The organism is Pseudomonas sp. SG20052, from assembly GCF_031766055.1.
GTDB lineage: Bacteria > Pseudomonadota > Gammaproteobacteria > Pseudomonadales > Pseudomonadaceae > Aquipseudomonas > Aquipseudomonas mandelii.
Genome location: NZ_CP134498.1, coordinates 1,909,663 through 1,926,047 on the forward strand (window position 1 = coordinate 1,909,663; position 16,385 = coordinate 1,926,047).

The 16,385-nt window shown below is 61.8% G+C and carries 13 protein-coding genes; 9 read left to right on the forward strand and 4 right to left on the reverse strand.

What is annotated here, in order from left to right; translation table 11 throughout:
- Window positions 1-2: 2 nt before the first annotated feature.
- From kdpA to RHP74_RS08725, 5 genes are all read left to right on the forward strand, one after another.
- A complete protein-coding gene (gene kdpA, locus RHP74_RS08705) occupies window positions 3-1,697 on the forward strand; it encodes a potassium-transporting ATPase subunit KdpA (protein WP_311098918.1) in 1,695 nt (564 codons plus the stop codon).
- Window positions 1,698-1,707: 10 nt separating this feature from the next.
- Window positions 1,708-3,765 (forward strand): potassium-transporting ATPase subunit KdpB, encoded by a 2,058-nt coding sequence (gene kdpB, locus RHP74_RS08710; RefSeq protein ID WP_311098919.1) that lies wholly within the window; start codon window positions 1,708-1,710, stop codon window positions 3,763-3,765.
- Between the two features lie 207 nt (window positions 3,766-3,972).
- On the forward strand, window positions 3,973-4,518 hold the full coding sequence (gene kdpC, locus RHP74_RS08715) for a potassium-transporting ATPase subunit KdpC (protein WP_172792446.1): 546 nt from the start codon (window positions 3,973-3,975) through the stop codon (window positions 4,516-4,518).
- 138 nt (window positions 4,519-4,656) lie between these two features.
- The gene (locus tag RHP74_RS08720; RefSeq protein WP_311098921.1) at window positions 4,657-7,308 is read left to right on the forward strand and encodes a sensor histidine kinase KdpD; all 2,652 of its coding nucleotides are present in this window, start codon (window positions 4,657-4,659) and stop codon (window positions 7,306-7,308) included.
- A 36-nt stretch (window positions 7,309-7,344) separates the two neighbouring features.
- Window positions 7,345-8,043: a response regulator gene (locus RHP74_RS08725; RefSeq protein WP_010461630.1), complete on the forward strand. Its 699-nt coding sequence runs from the start codon at window positions 7,345-7,347 to the stop codon at window positions 8,041-8,043.
- A 138-nt stretch (window positions 8,044-8,181) separates the two neighbouring features.
- Here RHP74_RS08725 and RHP74_RS08730 read toward each other — a convergent pair whose 3' ends face one another.
- Window positions 8,182-9,222: a patatin-like phospholipase family protein gene (locus RHP74_RS08730; RefSeq protein ID WP_010461624.1), complete on the reverse strand. Its 1,041-nt coding sequence runs from the start codon at window positions 9,220-9,222 to the stop codon at window positions 8,182-8,184.
- A 223-nt stretch (window positions 9,223-9,445) separates the two neighbouring features.
- On the opposite strand from RHP74_RS08730, the gene RHP74_RS08735 reads away from it, so the two are divergent.
- The 3 genes from RHP74_RS08735 to RHP74_RS08745 all read left to right on the forward strand — a co-directional run bounded on the left by RHP74_RS08735 (window position 9,446) and on the right by RHP74_RS08745 (window position 11,567).
- Window positions 9,446-9,724, forward strand: coding sequence for a hypothetical protein (locus RHP74_RS08735; protein WP_010461623.1), 279 nt, complete (start codon window positions 9,446-9,448; stop codon window positions 9,722-9,724).
- A gap of 45 nt (window positions 9,725-9,769) precedes the next feature.
- A complete protein-coding gene (locus RHP74_RS08740) occupies window positions 9,770-10,537 on the forward strand; it encodes a CHAD domain-containing protein (RefSeq protein ID WP_010461622.1) in 768 nt (255 codons plus the stop codon).
- Between the two features lie 232 nt (window positions 10,538-10,769).
- Window positions 10,770-11,567, forward strand: coding sequence for an acyl-CoA thioesterase domain-containing protein (locus RHP74_RS08745; protein WP_311098926.1), 798 nt, complete (start codon window positions 10,770-10,772; stop codon window positions 11,565-11,567).
- Here the strand turns inward: RHP74_RS08745 and RHP74_RS08750 are convergent, their stop codons facing one another.
- The 3 genes from RHP74_RS08750 to RHP74_RS08760 all read right to left on the reverse strand — a co-directional run bounded on the left by RHP74_RS08750 (window position 11,568) and on the right by RHP74_RS08760 (window position 14,639).
- Window positions 11,568-11,933 carry a terminase gene (locus RHP74_RS08750; protein WP_010461619.1) on the reverse strand — a complete coding sequence of 122 codons (366 nt, stop codon included), beginning with the start codon at window positions 11,931-11,933 and terminating at the stop codon, window positions 11,568-11,570.
- A 209-nt stretch (window positions 11,934-12,142) separates the two neighbouring features.
- Window positions 12,143-13,624: a methyl-accepting chemotaxis protein gene (locus RHP74_RS08755; protein WP_311098928.1), complete on the reverse strand. Its 1,482-nt coding sequence runs from the start codon at window positions 13,622-13,624 to the stop codon at window positions 12,143-12,145.
- Window positions 13,625-13,829: 205 nt separating this feature from the next.
- The gene (locus RHP74_RS08760; RefSeq protein ID WP_311098930.1) at window positions 13,830-14,639 is read right to left on the reverse strand and encodes a TatD family hydrolase; all 810 of its coding nucleotides are present in this window, start codon (window positions 14,637-14,639) and stop codon (window positions 13,830-13,832) included.
- A gap of 235 nt (window positions 14,640-14,874) precedes the next feature.
- On the opposite strand from RHP74_RS08760, the gene RHP74_RS08765 reads away from it, so the two are divergent.
- Window positions 14,875-16,296 (forward strand): transglycosylase SLT domain-containing protein, encoded by a 1,422-nt coding sequence (locus tag RHP74_RS08765; RefSeq protein WP_077747922.1) that lies wholly within the window; start codon window positions 14,875-14,877, stop codon window positions 16,294-16,296.
- Window positions 16,297-16,385 lie beyond the last annotated feature (89 nt).

The following is a 16,385-nucleotide window of genomic DNA, read 5'->3' on the forward strand; positions in this document are numbered from 1 at the left end:
CTATGCACAGTTATGACTATTGGCTGATCCTGGCCTTCTTTGCCGTGGTGCTGATCCCGGCACCGTTCCTTGGGCGGTTCTACTACAAGGTCATGGAAGGCCAGCGCACCTGGCTTTCGCCGATCCTCGGACCGGTCGAACGTGGTTGTTATCGGGTGGCCGGCGTTGATCCACAGGCCGAACAGAGCTGGCAGAAATACACACTGGCCTTGCTCGCCTTCAACCTCGCGGGCTTTTTACTGTTGTTCGCGATCCTGTTGTTCCAGGACCACTTGCCGTTGAACCCGCAAAACCTGCCGGGTCAGGAGTGGACGCAAGCGTTCAACACCGCCGTCAGCTTCATGACCAATACCAACTGGCAGTCCTACAGCGGCGAAGCGACCCTGAGCTACCTGAGCCAGATGGTCGGCCTCACCGTGCAGAACTTCGTCAGCGCCGCCACCGGCCTGGCGGTATTGGTTGCGCTGTGCCGCGGTATTGGTCGCAAGTCGAGCAAGACCCTGGGCAACTTCTGGGTCGACATGACCCGCGCCACCCTCTACGGCCTGTTGCCCCTGTGTCTGCTGCTGGCGCTGTACCTGGTCTGGCAGGGCGTGCCGCAAACCTTCGCGCAGTACGTGAATGCCGTGACCATGCAAGGCGTCGATCAGGTGATTCCGCTCGGTCCGGCCGCCAGCCAGATTGCGATCAAGCAACTGGGCACCAACGGCGGTGGCTTCTTCGGCGTCAACTCGGCGCACCCGTTCGAGAACCCGACAGCGTGGAGCAACCTGTTCGAAGTTGGCTCGATCATTCTGATCCCGGCTGCCCTGGTGTTCACCTTCGGCCACTACGTGAAAGACCTGCGTCAGAGCCGCGCGATCATCGCCTGCATGCTGGCGCTGTTCCTGATCGGCGGTGCAACGTCGCTGTGGGCTGAATACCAACCCAACCCGACCCTGAACAACGTCGCCGTCGAACAGACCGCGCCGTTGGAAGGCAAGGAAGCGCGCTTCGGCACGACCGCCACGGTGCTGTGGTCGGTGACCACCACCGCAGCGTCCAACGGCTCGGTCAACGGCATGCACGACAGCCTCAACCCGCTGAGCGGCATGATTGCGATGGTCAACATGATGGTCGGCGAAGTGATCTTCGGCGGCGTCGGCGCGGGGCTCTACGGCATGTTGCTCAACGTGTTGATCGCGGTGTTCCTCGCCGGCCTGATGATCGGCCGTACCCCGGAATACTTGGGCAAGAAACTCCAGGCGAAGGAAGTCCAGTTGCTGGTCGTGACCTTGCTGGTGATGCCGCTCGGCGTGCTGGTGCTTGGCGCGATTGCCGCTAGCCTGCCCGGCCCGGTCGCTGCGGTGAGCAACCCCGGTGCCCACGGCTTCAGCCAGTTGCTGTACGCCTACACCTCGGCCGGTGCCAACAACGGTTCGGCCTTCGGCGGCTTCGGTGCCAACACAGCGTTCCACAACCTGATGCTGGGACTGGGCATGTTGATCGGTCGCTTCGGTTACATCCTCCCGGTACTGGCGTTGGCCGGCAGCCTGGCGATGAAGAAAACCGCACCAATCGGCCAGAACAGCTTTCCGACCCATGGTCCGATGTTCGTGATCCTGCTGACCGTGACCATCTTATTGGTGGGTGGTTTGACCTTCCTGCCGGCGTTGGCGCTGGGTCCTATCGCTGAACACCTGAGCATGGGCTTCTAAGGAGTCAATGATGAATATGCCTGTAAACAAACCGGCGGCCGTCAAGGCGACGGAACAGCCAAAAACCGCGATCTCGGCTCTGTGGCGCCCGGCGCTGGTGCAAGCTTTCGTCAAGCTCGACCCACGGCAATTGCAGCGTGCGCCGGTGATGCTGGTGGTCGAACTGACCGCGATCCTGACCACCGTGCTGTGCTTCATTCCCGACAGTGCCGTGCCGACCTTCGTCGCTGCGCAAATCGCCCTGTGGTTGTGGTTCACCGTGCTCTTCGCCAACTTTGCCGAAGCCTTGGCCGAAGGTCGCGGCAAGGCTCGCGCCGACAGCCTCAAGGCCGGCAGCGAAGGCTTGAGCGCCCGCCGTAAAACCAGTAACGGCACTTTTCAAGTGGTACCGGCCACCAGCCTGCGCAAGGGCGATGTGGTGCGCGTTGAAGCCGGGGAAATGATCCCCGGTGACGGCGAGGTCATCGAAGGTATTGCCGCCGTCAACGAAGCGGCGATCACCGGCGAATCCGCGCCAGTGATTCGTGAGTCCGGGGGCGACCGTTCGGCTGTCACCGGCAACACTCGCCTGGTCTCTGACTGGCTGCTGGTGAAGATTACCGCCAACCCCGGCGAGTCGACACTGGACCGCATGATCGCTCTGGTCGAAGGCGCCAAACGCCAGAAAACCCCGAACGAAGTCGCGCTCGACATCCTGCTGATCGGCCTGACCCTGATCTTCCTGTTGGTGGTCGTCACCCTGCAACCGTTCGCCCACTTCGCCAACGGCAGCCTGCCGCTGGTGTTTCTGGTGGCATTATTGGTCACGTTGATTCCGACCACCATTGGCGGTTTGTTGTCCGCCATCGGTATTGCCGGGATGGACCGTCTGGTGCGCCTGAACGTGATCGCCAAATCCGGTCGCGCCGTGGAAGCGGCGGGGGACGTTCACGTCCTGATGCTGGACAAGACCGGCACCATCACGTTCGGTAACCGTCGCTGCACCGCAGTGCATCCGGCGCCGGGCGTCACCGCCCGTGAACTGGCGGAGGGCGCATTGTTTGCCTCGCTGGCCGATGACACGGCTGAAGGTAAGTCCATCGTCGAGTACCTGCGCGGCACTCAGCCACAACCTGAACCCGCCGCCGAGTTGCTGACGGCCGTACCATTCAGCGCGGAAACCCGTCTGTCCGGTGTCGACTATCAGGGGCGTGTGTATCGCAAAGGCGCGGTGGATTCATTGCTGGCCTTCGTCGGTGTGAAACGCGCCGACCTGGCCGCGCCGCTGTCCCGTGAGATCGACAAGATCGCTCAAAGCGGCGGTACCCCGTTACTGGTCTGCGCCGACGGCAAATTGCTCGGTGTGATCCACCTCAAGGACGTGGTCAAGCCCGGCATCCGCGAGCGTTTTGCCGAGCTGCGCAAACTGGGCATCCGCACGGTCATGGTGACCGGCGACAACCCGCTGACCGCCGCTGCCATTGCTGCCGAAGCGGGCGTCGATGACGTGCTGGCCGAGGCTACGCCAGAGAAAAAACTGGCGCGCATTCGCCACGAACAGAACGACGGTCGCCTGGTTGCCATGTGCGGCGACGGCGCCAACGATGCCCCGGCTCTGGCCCAGGCTGACGTCGGCATGGCGATGAACGACGGCACGCAAGCCGCGCGCGAGGCGGCGAACATGGTCGACCTCGACAGCGACCCGACCAAGCTGCTGGACGTGGTGCAGATCGGTAAGGAATTGCTAGTGACCCGCGGTGCGCTGACGACGTTTTCCATCGCCAACGACGTGGCCAAATACTTCGCGATCCTGCCGGCGCTGTTCGCCTCGATCTACCCGCAATTGGGCGTGCTGAACGTCATGCATCTGAGCAGTCCGCAGAGCGCGATTCTCTCGGCGATCGTGTTCAACGCCTTGATCATTGTGGTGCTGATTCCACTGGCGCTGCGTGGGGTTCGAGTGCAGGCCGCGAGCGCGGCGGCGTTGCTGCGACGCAATCTGCTGGTCTACGGATTGGGCGGGATTGTGGTGCCGTTCGTGGGGATCAAGGCGATCGACATGCTGCTGACGGCGTTGCATCTGGTTTGACGGTCGGGAGCTGTGGTGGGGTTTTTGTGGCGAGGGAGCTTGCTCCCGCTGGGCTGCGAAGCGCGGCCCCATCCCAGACACCGTGTTTGTTCAGGTACACCGCATTTGCCGGGTTGACGACTGCTTCGCAGTCGAGCGGGAGCAAGCTCCCTCGCCACAAGTGACGTGTGTGCCTGATGAATGTTCTTTGAATTCGAGGATTTTGAAATGTCCACAATGATACGTCCGGCCCTGAGCTTGCTCGTGCTGATGACCCTGATCACCGGCGTTGCTTACCCCTTGGTCGTCACTGGCGTCGCCCAGGTCGCGTTCCCGGATCAAGCCAATGGCAGCCTGGTGCGTGACGCCGGCGGCAAGGTCCGTGGCTCTTCGCTGATTGCCCAGGATTTCGTTGGCGATGCCTGGTTTCATCCACGGCCATCGGCGGGTGCGTTTGCCACCGTGTCGAGCAGCGCCAGCAACCTTTCGCCGAGCAATCCGGCGTTGGCCACCCGGGTGATCGACGATGCCAGCAAACAGCTGGTGCCCGGTCAGGGGCCAGTGCCGTTGGCGATGGTGACCACCTCCGGCAGCGGCCTCGATCCCCACTTGCCACCGGCGGCGATTGCCTATCAACTGGCGCGTGTTGCGGCGGCGCGTAATTTGCCGGTGTCTACGCTTCAGCAATTGATGAATGCGCACATTGAGCAGCCATTAGTGGGGCCGCCGGTGGTGAATGTGTTGGCGCTAAACATCGCGCTGGAAAACCTGTAGAAGATGATCGTTCCCACGCTCTGCGTGGGAATGCATCAACGGACGCTCCGCGTTCGGCTCTGAAGGGGACGCGGAGCGTCCCGAGCTGTATTCCCACGCGGAGCGTGGGAACGATCAATCAAGATAAGGCAATGACAAATGAGTGACTCCGGCCGCGCCGACGCGCTGTTAGCAGACCTGCCCCGCGATGGCCGTGGCCGGCTCAAGGTCTTCCTCGGCGCCGCGCCCGGTGTCGGCAAGACCTACGCCATGCTGCAAGCGGCTCACACCCAATTGCGACAGGGCGTGAAAGTCATCGCCGGTGTGGTTGAAACCCACGGCCGCGCCGAGACCGAAGCGCTGCTCGGCGGCTTGCCGCAGCAGCCCTTGGTGCGCTTGGAATACCGTGGCGTCACGCTCGAAGAAATGGACCTCGACGGTCTGCTCGCGGCCAAGCCGAAATTGGTGCTGGTGGACGAACTGGCCCACACCAACGCCCCCGGCAGCCGTCACGCCAAGCGCTGGCAAGACATCCAGGAATTGCTCGCCGCCGGCATCGACGTGTTCACCACGGTCAACGTTCAGCACCTCGAAAGCCTCAATGATCAAGTGCGCGGGATCACCGGCGTGCAGGTTCGCGAAACCCTGCCGGACTGGGTGCTGCAAGAAGCCTACGAACTGCTGCTGATCGACCTGCCGCCACGCGAACTGCTTGAGCGTCTGCGTGACGGCAAGGTCTACGTGCCGGAGCAGGCGCGGGCGGCCATCGACGCCTTCTTCACCCAGACCAACCTCACCGCCCTGCGCGAACTGGCAATGCAAACCGCCGCTGCGCAGGTGGACGATGACCTGGCCCAGGGATATCGACAACTTGGCCAGGCCGCGCCAGCGGTGCGCGGTCGATTGTTGGTCGGCGTCGATGGCGATGCTCAGGCCGAACGCCTGGTGCGCCACGCCAGCCGCGTCGCCCAGCGTCGGCATCTGCCGTGGAGCCTGGTGCACGTGGACAACGGCAGCGTGCGCGACGAACAATCGCGACTGCGCCTGCAAAGTGCCCAGCAACTGGCCGAGCGACTGGGTGGCGAAGTGGTGTTACTGCGCGCCGGTGAAGTCGCAAAAACATTGATCCAGCACGCTGCCGAACGCCGTGCCAGCCTGGTGCTGGTCGGTCAATCGCGCCAGCGTTTGCGTCGGCGCTTGTTCGGCGGCGGTCTGGCATCACGCTTGCTGCGTGATGCGCGGGGGCTGGAAATCAACGTCCTCGACAGTGATCACGAACAGCATCAGCCGCGTCAGCGTTCGGCGCATTCGCTGGTGTGGTTCGACTACGCGCTGGCGGTCGTGGCGACGGTGCTGGCCACTGCTTTGGCCTGGGCCGTGGCGAGCGTCTTGCCGCTGCCGAATATATCGCTGGTGTTCCTCGCCGCCGTGTTGCTGGTGGCGGTGCGCAGCAGCCTCGGCCCGGCGTTGGCTTGTGCGGCGCTGTCGTTTCTGACCTATGACTTTCTGTTTATCCCGCCGAATTTTTCGTTCGCCATCCAGCGCGAAGAAGACGTGTTGACCTTGTTGTTCTTCCTGCTGATGGCGGCCCTCACCGGCAACCTCGCTGCGCGGCAACGGCGGCAATTGCAAGCATTGCGCGACACTCAGGAAGAGACCACCGAACTGCTCGACCTGTCGCGCAAACTCACCGCCGCCACCGACCGCCAGGCAGTGGTCAGCGCCGCGGCCCAGCACCTCAATGGCTGGAGCGATCTGCAACTGTGCCTGCTCAACCGCGACGGCCAGGGTGGCTGGAAGGTCGAGACCGGCGGCCCGCTGGAGTTTTCCGAAGCCGAGCGCGCTGCCGCCGATTGGGCCTGGCAACACGACCAGCCGGCGGGCGCGGGCACCGGCACGCTGCCGTTCGGGCGTTGGTGGTGGTGGCCGTTGTCGGTGGAAGACGGACCGTTGGCGCTGCTCGGTGTGTGCGCCAAAGAAGGCAAGACCTTGAGCGGTCAGCGTCGGCGTTTGTTGACGGCGTTGAGTCAACCGCTGGCCCAGGCCTTGGCTCGCGCGCAACTGGCCGAAGACCTGGAAGCGGCGCGCCTGCACGGCGAAACCGAGCAGTTGCGCAGCGCCTTGCTGGCGTCGGTGTCCCATGATTTGCGCACGCCGCTGACCTCCATGCGCGGCAGCATCGACAGCCTGCTGGCCCTCGGTGAAGCCATCCCGCTGGAGGATCGCCGCGAACTGCTTGAAGGCACCCGCGATGAAGCCGAGCGCCTCGACCGTTACATTCAAAACCTGCTGGACATGACCCGCCTCGGTCACGGTGCGTTGAAGCTGGCGCGGGACTGGGTGTCGCCGGCCGATATTGTCGGCAGTTCGCTCAATCGTCTGCGCGCGGTACTGGCGCCGTTGCAGGTCAGCACCGAAGTGCCGGCCGAATTGCCGCTGCTGTACGTGCATGCCGCGTTGATCGAGCAGGCGCTGGTCAATGTGCTGGAAAACGCCGCGCGTTTTTCTCCGCCTCACGGCCGTCTGCAATTACGCGCCGGCGCCAATGACAGCGAGCTGTTTTTCTCGGTCAGCGACGAGGGGCCAGGGATTCCGGAGGAAGAGCGGGCGAAGATTTTCGACATGTTCTACACCGCTGCGCGCGGTGATCGGGGCGGGCAGGGCACCGGCCTGGGGTTGGCGATCTGTCAGGGCATGGTCGGCGCGCATGGCGGTCGGATCAGTGTCGCGGACGGCATTGAAGGGCGCGGCACCTGCATCACACTGCACTTGCCATTGCAGGAACAGCCGGGCCTTGAAAGTGAAGCCTGATACCCTTTGGACATCTCCATGCCACGATCAGAAACCATGAGCCAGACCGCGACCATTTTGGTCATCGACGACGAACCGCAAATCCGCAAATTCCTGCGCATCAGCCTCGCTTCCCAGGGTTACAAGGTACTGGAGGCCGGCAACGGCAACGAAGGGCTGGCCCAGGCGGCGTTGAACAAACCCGACTTGCTGGTGCTCGATCTCGGCCTGCCGGATATGGACGGCCAGCAAGTGCTGCGCGAGTTTCGCGAATGGTCGACGGCGCCGGTGCTGGTGCTTTCGGTGCGTGCCAGCGAAGGGCAAAAGGTGGAAGCGCTCGATGGCGGTGCCAACGATTACGTGACCAAGCCGTTCGGTATCCAGGAATTCCTCGCCCGGGTGCGTGCGTTATTGCGTCAGGCCCCCGTTGGCGAGGCTCAGCAAGCGGCGCTGACGTTTGGCCCGCTGACCGTGGACCTGGCCTATCGCCGGGTGCTGCTCGATGGCGCCGAAGTCGCGCTGACCCGCAAAGAGTATGCGGTGCTGGCGCAACTGGCCCGGCATCCCGGGCGGGTGATCACCCAGCAGCAACTGCTGAAAGATATCTGGGGGCCGACCCATACCGAGGACAGTCATTATTTGCGGATTGTGGTGGGGCATCTGCGCCAGAAGCTGGCGGATGATCCGACTCAGCCACGGTTTATTGTTACCGAGGCGGGGGTTGGTTATCGGTTGTTGAGTGAGGGAAGTCTTTAGCTTTTTGGTGTCCGGCCTATTGTCTTCGCGGGCAAGCCTCGCTCCTACAGGATGTGAATCGTTCACAAAGCTCGCGAACGACTCAAACCCTGCAGGAGCGAGGCTTGCCCGCGAAGAGGCCACCGTCATCCGAAAACTTCAGGCATCCCGCTCATTCTCGTATCTATCCAGCGTATCCCGCGCAATCTCCCGCCCCAGCGCGATCAACTCCGGCGCCTTGTAAAACTCGAAAAACCGGCACACCCGTTTCGGCACGTTGATCAGGATGTCCGGCGGATACCCGGCGATCTTGTACTGCGCCAACGACGTCTGCATCACCTCGAAACTCTGGTTGATCAGGTCCAGCAACGATGCCGGGCCCACGTTGTCGATGATGAACGAACCTGTGGCGGATTTCGGTGCGCCTTCGCGTTCGGGGGCGGCTGCCGGTTGCTGGGCTTCGGGTTCGGCGGATTCGATCCAGGGGTTGATGTCGGCCGCTTCGGCCATCAACGCTTCCTTTTCCAGCAGCAGCAATTGTTCGGCCTGCTTGCGGCGGAACGGCATTTTTGAACCCAGGGAATTGATCAGGCTGTCGAACCGCGTCTTGAACGCGGGCGGACGCTGAATCACCGGCAGTTTATAGTGGCGCTGGTTGGTGGAGTTGAGGTTGACCGCAATGATCAGGTCGCAATGGCTCGACACCACGGGCACGATCGGCAAAGGGTTGAGAATGCCGCCGTCCACCAGCATGCGATTGCCCTGCATCACAGGTGTGAACAGGCTCGGAATCGCTGCCGAGGCGCGCATGGCCTGGTGCAGGCAGCCTTCTTGGAACCAGATTTCCTGCTGGTTGGTCAGGTCCGTAGCCACTGCGGTGTAAGGGATGCGCAGGTCTTCGATGTTGATCTCGCCGACGATCTTGCGGATCTGCCCGAACACTTTCTCCCCGCGAATCGCGCCCAGACGAAAACTGACGTCCACCAGACGCAAGACGTCGAGGTAGTCCAGGCTTTCGATCCAGTCGCGATAATCGTCAAGTTTGCCGGCGGCATAGATCCCGCCGACCACGGCGCCCATCGAGCATCCTGCGATGCAGGCGATGTCGTAGCCGCGCCGTTCGATTTCTTCAATGACACCGATATGGGCATAGCCCCGGGCCCCGCCTGAGCCCAGCACCAGTGCGACACGCTTTTTCATGAATCGCCCTCGTCTGACAAGGTTCAACAATGCACCCATCACGGGGCGCGCTTCAATCGCTAAGGTCGCTCGGTGGGCCAAGGGCGTCGTTTTTTCGACACTCCATGGCGGCGCATGGGTATTCTCACGCACACTTGACGTTTGCGCGGCGGGGTCAAGGCACTTTTCACGTGCCAGACCGTCTTACCAGCACGACTGTTTACCTAATGTTGAGGTGTGAGTGATGAAAGCCTGGATTTGCGTGCCATTGATTGCCCTGGCGCTTGCCGGTTGTGCCGGCAAAACCGCTTATCGTGACAGCTGCGGTAGTGGACTCGATGCGGCGTGGCATGAACTGGACCTGGCCAAGGCCGAGGGGTTCGCCGGCACCGTCAGCTACTCCAAGGCCCTGTCGCTGTTGACGGCGGCCAAGACCCAGCAGCAATTCGAAGGCTTCGAAGGCTGCACCAAGAAAGCCGAGAAGGCCCGCTTCTATATTCGTGAGTCACGTGCCGGCCGTTGAGGCATGATGTAGGGAATAGTGGACATTCGATTCAGGGAGCAAGCGATGTCGGCCTTGGTTGATCGGTTGGTGGCTCAAGTACTGAGTCTGGAAGTTCGTCTGCTGGCTTGCCAGGCGCGCCTGAGTGCGCGCACTGACCCGGAAGCGTTGCACGAGCTGCGCACCACGGTTCGCCGGCTGCGCAGTCTGTTGCGACCGTTGCGCGGGCTGCCAGGCGTCGAGCAACTGGAGGCGGCGTCGTCCCGGGTTGGCGAGTTGACCACGCCGTTGCGTGATCGCGAGGTGCTGGCGGCCTACCTGCTCAAGAACGGTCAACCCGAGGCCGCGCAACGACGTATGGCGCAGATGGCCAAGGCGTATCCGGCGGTGGCGACAAGCCCCGAGGTCACGCAGTTACTGATGATTCTCGACGCGTTTCCGCGTTTTCTCCGTGCTTCCCAGCGTCAGGGCCTGCTCAAGGGGCTGCGCAAACGCATCGAAAAGCGCCTCGCCAAGCAATGGAAGAAACTCGATCAGGCCCTGCACGATCCTGCCCATGATCGCCATCGCTTGCGTCTGTTGATCAAGCGCGTGCGCTACGGCATCGACGCCTACCCCGAACTTGACCGATTGCCCGATGCGGCGATGCCACGTTTGAAGTCGGCACAAGGTGCCCTGGGTGAGTGGCATGACTGTTTTCAATGGCTGGCCAGGGCTGAACAGGAGCCTGATCTGCACCCGTGTGTCGCCGTCTGGAAAACCACCATGGCCAAGGCCGAGGAACGCGCCGACCGCGTTCTCGACAAACTCAGCGACGCCTGCTTCAAATCCTGAAACCACCCCGATCAAATGTGGGAGCGAGCCTGCTCGCGAAAGCGGTGTATCAGTCGGCATCAAGGCTGGCTGACAGACCGCTTTCGCGAGTAGGCTCGCTCCCACAGTGGTTTGGGTGTTGAACCAGGGACAGGCACGGCTCATCTGTCAGTGCTTTTGGCCGGAATAAGCGCTGTGCCGCCTGCGCTGGCTGGTTAAGATCTCTCCATCTTTTTTCCGCACTGAGGTTTCCATGCGCTTTTCCGATCTGCTCGACGCCGTCCGCAGCCAGCCGCTGGCGCTGTCTATTCCGGCCGGATGGGCTCAGGGGCGTGCCAGTTTCGGTGGCCTGGTGGCCGCGTTGCAATACGAAGCCATGCGCGCAAAAGTCCCGGCGGATCGGCCGGTGCGTTCGCTGGCGATCACCTTTGTCGGGCCAGTCGAACCCGAAGTGCCGGTCAGTTTTGAGGTCGATGTGTTGCGCGAAGGCAAAGCCGTCAGCCAGGTGCTGGGCCGGGCGATGCAAAAGGGGCAAGTGGTGACGTTGATCCAGGGCAGTTTCGGTGCCTCGCGACCTTCCGAAGTGGCGGTCGCGGCCGAGCAGGCACCTGAGATGAAGCACTGGGACGATTGCCAGGAACTGCCGTATATCAAAGGCGTACTACCGGAATTCATGCAGCATCTGGCGATGCGCTGGAGTGTCGGCGGTCTGCCGTTCACCGGCAACAAATCCCGCGATATGGGCGGCTGGGTGCGTTTGCGTGGGGATGTGAAGGAAGAGGCGCTCGGCGAGTCGCATATTCTGGCGCTGGTGGACGCCTGGCCACCGGCCCTGTTGCCACACCTGAGCAAACCCGCGATGGGCAGCACGCTGACCTGGACCATAGAATTCGTCCAGCCGTTGCTCGAGTTGAATACGCTGGACTGGTGCAAATACCTGGTGGAAATCGAGCATGGCGCTGACGGCTACGGTCACGCGGCCGCGAAACTGTGGAGCGCGGACGGTCAGTTGATCGCCATGAGCCGGCAGACGGTGACGATTTTCGCCTGATCAATGACGACGGTGGCGCTCACGCCAGGCGCGCCACCAGCCGCCGCTGAGGAAAAACCGTGGAAAGGTCAGGAACTGCTCGACCAGCAAGCGCGATAGCGCATCCTTACGATCACTGAACGGCTCGGAGGCTTGCGTCTCCAGGCTGTGGCCGTGGCGCTGCAAGCCTAGTGCAGCGATCACGCCAATGACACCGATGGCGAAGTTCACGAAGTTCAGGCCGAACACCCCGGAAACAATCAGCAAAAACGCCACGATGAATAGCGGCACGGCAATCAGGTGCAACACCAGATTGGTCGGGTGCTGGTGATTGCCCGGGTAGGCGCGCCATTGCCAGGCGGGTAGGTTGGGGTGACGTTTGCCCATGATGCTAATCCTCGATCCATGTTGAACACATGATTGAAGAATAGGCCTGGCCACTGCGGGCGGCGAATCAAGGTTGGCTATCGGAGTGATAGCGGCCATGGTCGGGATTGATTGTGACCGGTCTGACGCCTTCGCGGGCAAGCCTCGCTCCTGCAACACCAAAAGCATCGCCAACCCTTGTAGGAGCGAGGCTTGCCCGCGAAGAGGCCTTACAGCTTGAGCTGCCCGATCGCCTTGTTCAATTCCCCAGCCAACGCTGCCAAATCATTACTGGTCGTCGCCGAATCCACCGTTTGCTGCACGGTGTTCTCGGTCACATCCCGAATACTCACCACCGCCCGGTTCATTTCTTCCGCGACCTGACTCTGCTGCTCGGCCGCCACCGCAATCTGGGTATTGCTTTCGCGCATCTGTGCCACCGCGCTGGTGATTTGTGCCAGCGCGACACCAGCCTCTTGGGCCTGTTGCACGCAGTCGTCAGCCTTGAATGAGCTTTCCTGCATGAAGTCCACCGCGTCCCGAGTCCCGGCCTGCAGCGCGGAGACCATGATCGTGATCTCGTCGGTCGAAGTTTGCACGCGCTTGGCCAGGTTGCGCACTTCATCGGCGACCACCGCAAAGCCACGGCCCATGTCGCCGGCGCGGGCCGCTTCGATCGCCGCATTCAGGGCCAGCAGATTGGTCTGCTCGGCAATGCTGTGAATCACGCCGACCACGCCGTTGATTTTCTGACTGTCCTCGGCCAGGCGCTGGATCATCTCGGCCGTCTGCTGTACGCCGCTGGACAAACCGGCGATGGATTTCTGTACCCGACTGACCACTTCCTGCCCGCTACCGGCCAAGGTATCGGCGGTTTGCGAGAGGTCGCGGGTCGCGCCGGCATGCTGGGCGATGTGATAGACAGTGGCGGTCATTTCGTTGATCGCCGTGGCGGCCTGATCGGTTTCGCTTTGCTGTCCGAGCATGCCGTGACGCACCTCGTTCATGCTTGAGGCCAGTCGTGCCGCGCCGACATCCAGTTGCCGGGCAGTGCTGGCAACGGTGTTGACTACTCGCTGGTATCCGGCCTGCATCGCGTTGAAGGCATTGGCCATCTGCCCGACCTCGTCCTTGCAGGCGAGTGGCACACGGGCTGACAGGTCGCCGGTTTTCTCGACGTGGAGCATCACATCTTTCAAGGTGTTGAGTTGGCTCAGCAGGAAGCGGATCAATAGCTGCGAAGCGGCCAGCATCGCCAGCATCAGGATGAACACCGCCACCGCGTAATTGGCGAAGCGTTCGCCAAACACCTGGCTCAGGCTCGGGCCATGGGCGATCACCGCGACCTGCTGACCGTCGGGGCGGGAGAACACCTCGGCGCCCATCAACGGGTTGTCGCCGAACAGCGGCATTGAATTGATCTTGACCCAGCCCTTGGCATCGGCCAGTTCCAGCACCGGCTGCTCGTTCAGCAACGGCGCCTGCCCGTGACTGTAGGTCAGCAGGTTATCGGCCTTGGGCAGCGGTTGTCCGGCAGGCCAGGCATTGAGCAAGCGAGCCTGCGCCTGAGCCGACACTTGAGAGGCGTGGCTGCGGGCCTGTTGTTCGAGCTGCACGGCGTACAGCACCAGCAAGAGGGTGGTGAAGAAGGCGACCGCATTGACCGCCCAGAATTTGTACTTCAGTGAGATGTTGCTAAGCCAGGCACCCATGGAGGTCTTCTCTGATAGCGGAAACAGCATTGGCAAGGTGCCAGCATTGTGCCGCTATGCAGGGATTCCGGACTTGATGTGGATCAACGATCAGCACCCCCCCCGTAGGAGCGAGCCTGCTCGCGATAGCGCCCTGTCAGTCACATTAATGTTGGATGTGCCGACGCCATCGCGAGCAGGCTCGCTCCTACAGGGGGATTTGTGGTTACCGGGGGATTGATGGCAGGCCGTAGAACGCGCGAGCGCAGGCGGTGGTGTGGGCGGCCAGATCCTCTTCCGCTTCCCCCCGATGCAACGCCACTTCCCGCAGCACTTCAGTCAAATATGCCGGTTCATTGCGACCGTTCTTCGGCTTGGGTCGCAAGCTGCGTGGCAACAGATACGGCGCATCGCTCTCCAGCATCAAGCGCCCGCGCTTGATCTCTTTCACCAACGGATGCAGATGCGTGCCCCGGCGCTCGTCGCAGATCCAGCCGGTGATGCCGATGTGCAAATCCAGATCGAGGTAGCTGAACAGCGCCTTCCTTTCCCCGGTGAAGCAATGCACCACTGCCGCCGGCAGCTGATCGCGGTAATCACGGAGAATTTCCAGCAGTCGCTGACTGGCATCGCGCTCATGAAGGAACACCGGCAATTGCAGCTCGACCGCCATCGCCAGGTGTTCTTCGAGGACTTTTTCCTGCTGGGGACGCGGCGAGAAATCGCGATTGAAATCCAGCCCGCATTCACCCACGGCTACCACGTTGGGTTCCTTGAGCAAACTGCGCAGGCGCTGGTCGCTGTCGGCGTTCCAGTCGCTGGCCGAATGAGGGTGAATGCCTGCGGTAGCGAACAGTCGTTGGGCCGTTTCGTCCAGTTGCCGGCACAGCTCCAGAGCCTGCTCGCTGCCTTCGACACTGGTGCCGGTCAGGACCAATTGGCAGACCCCCGCGGCATACGCGCGATCGAGTACGGCCTGGTGCTTATCCGCAAAACTGGGGTTGGTCAGGTTGACGCCGATATCGATGAGTTGCATGGTGCTACCTCGGACCAAAGGCCGGAAAGCATATCAGAGCTGTAGATTTATAAGAAAAGCCAAGAACTACAACGAGTTAAGGCTGTCTCTTGATGCCGCGAGACACGCAGGGGTGGCCAGGGTGCCATCACTGTGCCAGTCTTTTGCACTTTGTCAGCGCTCAAGGCGCTCTGTTTCTGTCGTTCGATTTCATGAAAACTCATGAGATCGGCCCAGTATTCTTTCCGGAGAGTGGATGACACGTCCCTCGATGTTGCTACTGCTGTGCTGTTCGTTGCTGCTGCCGATGCCGGCGGTTGCGCGTCTGGCCGGCCCGCTGCAAGCCGTGCCGGCGGCCAAGGTCCGTGACCTGGCGGAGATTCGCAGCAGTCGTGTGCTGCGGGTGCTGGTCAACCAGAGCCGCAACAGTTCCGGTGAAGTCCAGGGCCAGGCCATCGGCGTCGAATACCACCGCCTGCGTGCCTTCGAGCAATACCTCAACGGTCACGCCCGTGACGGGCAGGAAATAACCCTCAAGATCATTCCCAAAGGCAAGGACCAACTGCTCGGTGCCTTGCAACGCGGGGAGGGCGACCTGGTGGCGCCGGGGGAACTGCTCGATTTGCAACCGGGCCATGCGGTCAGCAGCAGTGAACCAATTGCCAGCAACATCCCGTTGGTGCTGGTGGGCATCAAGGGTGAGCGCCGTTACACCCGCGTCGAACAACTCTCGGGTAAGACCCTGGCGCTGCCCACCGGCAGCGCAGCCGGGGATGCGGTCAGTCAGATCAATTCAAAGCTGGCGCTGCACAAGCTGGCACCGATGAAAATCGAATGGGTCGACCCCAGTCTGGCGGTCGAAGACGTTCTGGAAATGGTCCAGGGCGGGATCTTTCACCTGACCATCGTCGAGCAGCCGATTGCCGAGCGCTGGGGCAAGATCCTGCCCAAATTACGTCTTGATAAGCAGGTGTCGATCAGCGATCCGGGTGAAGAGTTCTGGTTCGTGCGACGCGACGCTTCGATGCTGCGCGCGAGCATCGATCGCTTCCTGACGACCTACAAGAAGCCGTCGGACCAGGATGCGGCGTTCCTGCGCATCTATCGACGTCTGTATCAAGTGCACTATCCATTGGCCAAGGCTGATCGGCAGCGCCTGGAAAAACTTCGTCCGGTGCTGCAAAAGCACGCGGATGCCCAGGGCATGGACTGGCTGAACCTGGCAGCATTGGCTTTTAAGGAGTCTGCCCTGCAACCCAACGCCCGAAGCGGCAGCGGCCCCACCGGCCTGATGCAGATCACTCCGTCCGCCGCCCAGCGCGTCGGGGTCAACAACATTCAGAACCTCGACGCCAATGTGCAGGCCGGGGCCAAGTACCTGGCGATGATCCGACGCAAGTTCTTCGCAAGCCCCAAACTCAACGAGCGCGAGCGCATGGCATTTGTGCTGGCGGCTTACAACATGGGGCCGGAACGGGTGCAGGGCATGCGCGCCGAAGCCCGGCGCCGAGGCCTGAATCCCAATCAGTGGTTCTTCCAGGTCGAGCGCATTGCAATGGAGCAGGTGGGAATGGGTGCCGTCAGCTATGTTAATAGCGTGAACAAGTATTACCTGGCGTTCGATCGTGAGAGGGAATCGTTGGAGCCCCAGGGGCAGAAAGTTGCCTCACGGAAATGATCGGCTAAACTGATTGTTATGTCGCAAATAATGCGCTTTTAACATTTGTTTTATCGATTAGTATGGCGGCCAACCAACACACAATCACT

Excerpts from the sequence above, each read along its gene's own strand:
- kdpA (WP_311098918.1), top strand. The coding sequence starts at position 3 with ATGCACAGTTATGACTATTGGCTGATCCTGGCCTTCTTTGCCGTGGTG.
- kdpB (WP_311098919.1), top strand. The coding sequence starts at position 1,708 with ATGAATATGCCTGTAAACAAACCGGCGGCCGTCAAGGCGACGGAACAG.
- kdpC (WP_172792446.1), top strand. The coding sequence starts at position 3,973 with ATGTCCACAATGATACGTCCGGCCCTGAGCTTGCTCGTGCTGATGACC.
- RHP74_RS08720 (WP_311098921.1), top strand. The coding sequence starts at position 4,657 with ATGAGTGACTCCGGCCGCGCCGACGCGCTGTTAGCAGACCTGCCCCGC.
- RHP74_RS08725 (WP_010461630.1), top strand. The coding sequence starts at position 7,345 with ATGAGCCAGACCGCGACCATTTTGGTCATCGACGACGAACCGCAAATC.
- RHP74_RS08730 (WP_010461624.1), bottom strand. The coding sequence starts at position 9,222 with ATGAAAAAGCGTGTCGCACTGGTGCTGGGCTCAGGCGGGGCCCGGGGC.
- RHP74_RS08735 (WP_010461623.1), top strand. The coding sequence starts at position 9,446 with ATGAAAGCCTGGATTTGCGTGCCATTGATTGCCCTGGCGCTTGCCGGT.
- RHP74_RS08740 (WP_010461622.1), top strand. The coding sequence starts at position 9,770 with ATGTCGGCCTTGGTTGATCGGTTGGTGGCTCAAGTACTGAGTCTGGAA.
- RHP74_RS08745 (WP_311098926.1), top strand. The coding sequence starts at position 10,770 with ATGCGCTTTTCCGATCTGCTCGACGCCGTCCGCAGCCAGCCGCTGGCG.
- RHP74_RS08750 (WP_010461619.1), bottom strand. The coding sequence starts at position 11,933 with ATGGGCAAACGTCACCCCAACCTACCCGCCTGGCAATGGCGCGCCTAC.
- RHP74_RS08755 (WP_311098928.1), bottom strand. The coding sequence starts at position 13,624 with ATGGGTGCCTGGCTTAGCAACATCTCACTGAAGTACAAATTCTGGGCG.
- RHP74_RS08760 (WP_311098930.1), bottom strand. The coding sequence starts at position 14,639 with ATGCAACTCATCGATATCGGCGTCAACCTGACCAACCCCAGTTTTGCG.
- RHP74_RS08765 (WP_077747922.1), top strand. The coding sequence starts at position 14,875 with ATGACACGTCCCTCGATGTTGCTACTGCTGTGCTGTTCGTTGCTGCTG.